Source organism: Stenotrophomonas pictorum JCM 9942 (genome assembly GCF_001310775.1).
GTDB lineage: Bacteria > Pseudomonadota > Gammaproteobacteria > Xanthomonadales > Xanthomonadaceae > Stenotrophomonas > Stenotrophomonas pictorum.
The window spans coordinates 1-1667 of record NZ_BAZI01000490.1; the positions used below are offsets into that span (position 1 = coordinate 1).

2 protein-coding genes are annotated in these 1667 nt (G+C 65.0%); both read right to left on the reverse strand.

Annotated features, from left to right (window positions below; all coding sequences use genetic code 11):
- Positions 1-72: 72 nt before the first annotated feature.
- Positions 73-471, reverse strand: coding sequence for an acyl-CoA thioesterase (locus JCM9942_RS15330; protein WP_054660710.1), 399 nt, complete (start codon positions 469-471; stop codon positions 73-75).
- 84 nt (positions 472-555) lie between these two features.
- Positions 556-1575, reverse strand: a complete 1020-nt coding sequence (locus JCM9942_RS15335; protein ID WP_054660712.1) for a ribonucleotide-diphosphate reductase subunit beta — start codon at positions 1573-1575, stop codon at positions 556-558.
- Positions 1576-1667: the final 92 nt, after the last annotated feature.

Sequence of the window (1667 nt, forward strand, 5' to 3'; positions counted from 1 at the left end):
GGCCCGGGGCCGGTGACGGTGGCCGGGATTCCGGCCGGAACTGCCGATGCGCCGTCCACGTGTCCGGTCCGGTCAGCGCGGCAACGCCGGCACCGCGGTCGGGTGGCCGTCATCGCCCAGCGCGATCATCACGAAGGTGCCCTTGGTGCACAGCTTGCGTTCGCCGCTGTGCAGGTCCTCGGTGACCAGCTCCACCTCCACGGTCATCGAGCTGCGCCCGACGCGCACCACCCGGCCGATGGTTTCCACCATCTGCCCGACCCGGATCGGCAGCTTGAAATCGACCTGGTCCGAACGCGCGGTCACCACCGTGTGGCGCGAGTAGCGCGCGGCGGCCAGGAACGCGGCCTTGTCCATCCACGCCAGCGCCTGGCCACCGAACAGCGTGCCCATGTGGTTGGTGTGGTTGGGGAACACGATCTCCGCCATGCGGATCTCGGTAGGCGGCTGGGTTTGGACAATCGCGCTCATGGCCATCCTGCGATGTAGAGGCCCGCGGCGGCAGCGCGGCGGGCAGGGGGGAGACGCCGATTTTAAAACAGGCGATGTGACGGCTCAGAACGCCATGTCGAAACTGACCTCGCCCTGCACGCCGACCTGGTAGGCCGAGGCGCGGCGCTCGAAGAAGTTGGTCAGTTCCTGCACGTCCTGCAGTTCCATGAACGGCAGCGGGTTGCGCACGTTGTACTTCTTCTCCATGCCCAGCTTGAGGAAGTGGTTGTCGGCGCAATGCTGCAGGTACTGGCGCATGTCCCGGGTGGAGATGCCGGCCACGCCGCCGGAGAGCACGTCTTCGGCGAACTGCACCTCGCACTCGATCGCCTCGGCCAGCATCGTGTACACCTGCTGCTTCATTTCCTCGTCGAACAGGTCCGGCTCCTCCTCGCGCACGGTGCGCACGCATTCGAAGGCGAACTCCATGTGCGCGCTTTCATCGCGGAACACCCAGTTGGTGCCCGAGGCCAGCCCCGGCAGCAGACCGCGCGAGCGGAAGTAGTACACGTAGGCGAACGCGGCAAAGAAGAACAGGCCTTCGATGCAGGCGGCAAAGCAGATCTGGTTGAGCAGGAACTGGCGACGCTGGGCGCGGGTTTCGATGCGCTTGAGATCCTGGATCGAGTCGATCCACTTGAAGCAGAAATCGGCCTTGGTCTTGATCGCCGGGATGTTCTCCACCGCCGCGAACGCCTTGGCGCGCTCGTCCGGATCGGGCAGGTAGTTGTCCAGCAGGGTCAGGTAGAACTGCACGTGCAGCGCCTCCTCGTACAGCTGCCGCGACAGGTACATGCGCGCCTCGGGCGCGTTGAGGTGCTGGTACAGGTTCAGCACCAGGTTGTTGGAGACGATCGAATCGCCGGTGGCGAAGAATGCGACCAGGCGGTGGATCAGGTGGCGGTCGGCCGGCGACATCTTGCCGTGCAGGTCGCTGATGTCGATCTGGAAGTTGATCTCCTCCACCGTCCACGAGTTCTTGATCGCGTTGCGGTACATCTCGTAGAAGTGCGGGTAGCGCATCGGGCGCAGGGTCAGCTCGAAACCGGGGTCTAGCAGCATCTGGCGGGTGGTGTCGGACATGGAAACCTTCTCTCTATTTTTTTGCCGCTTTGCGGTGGAAGCAGGGGAAACGTGCACGCCGGCGCGGCCGTCAGCCGCGTGGCCGCCGCCCG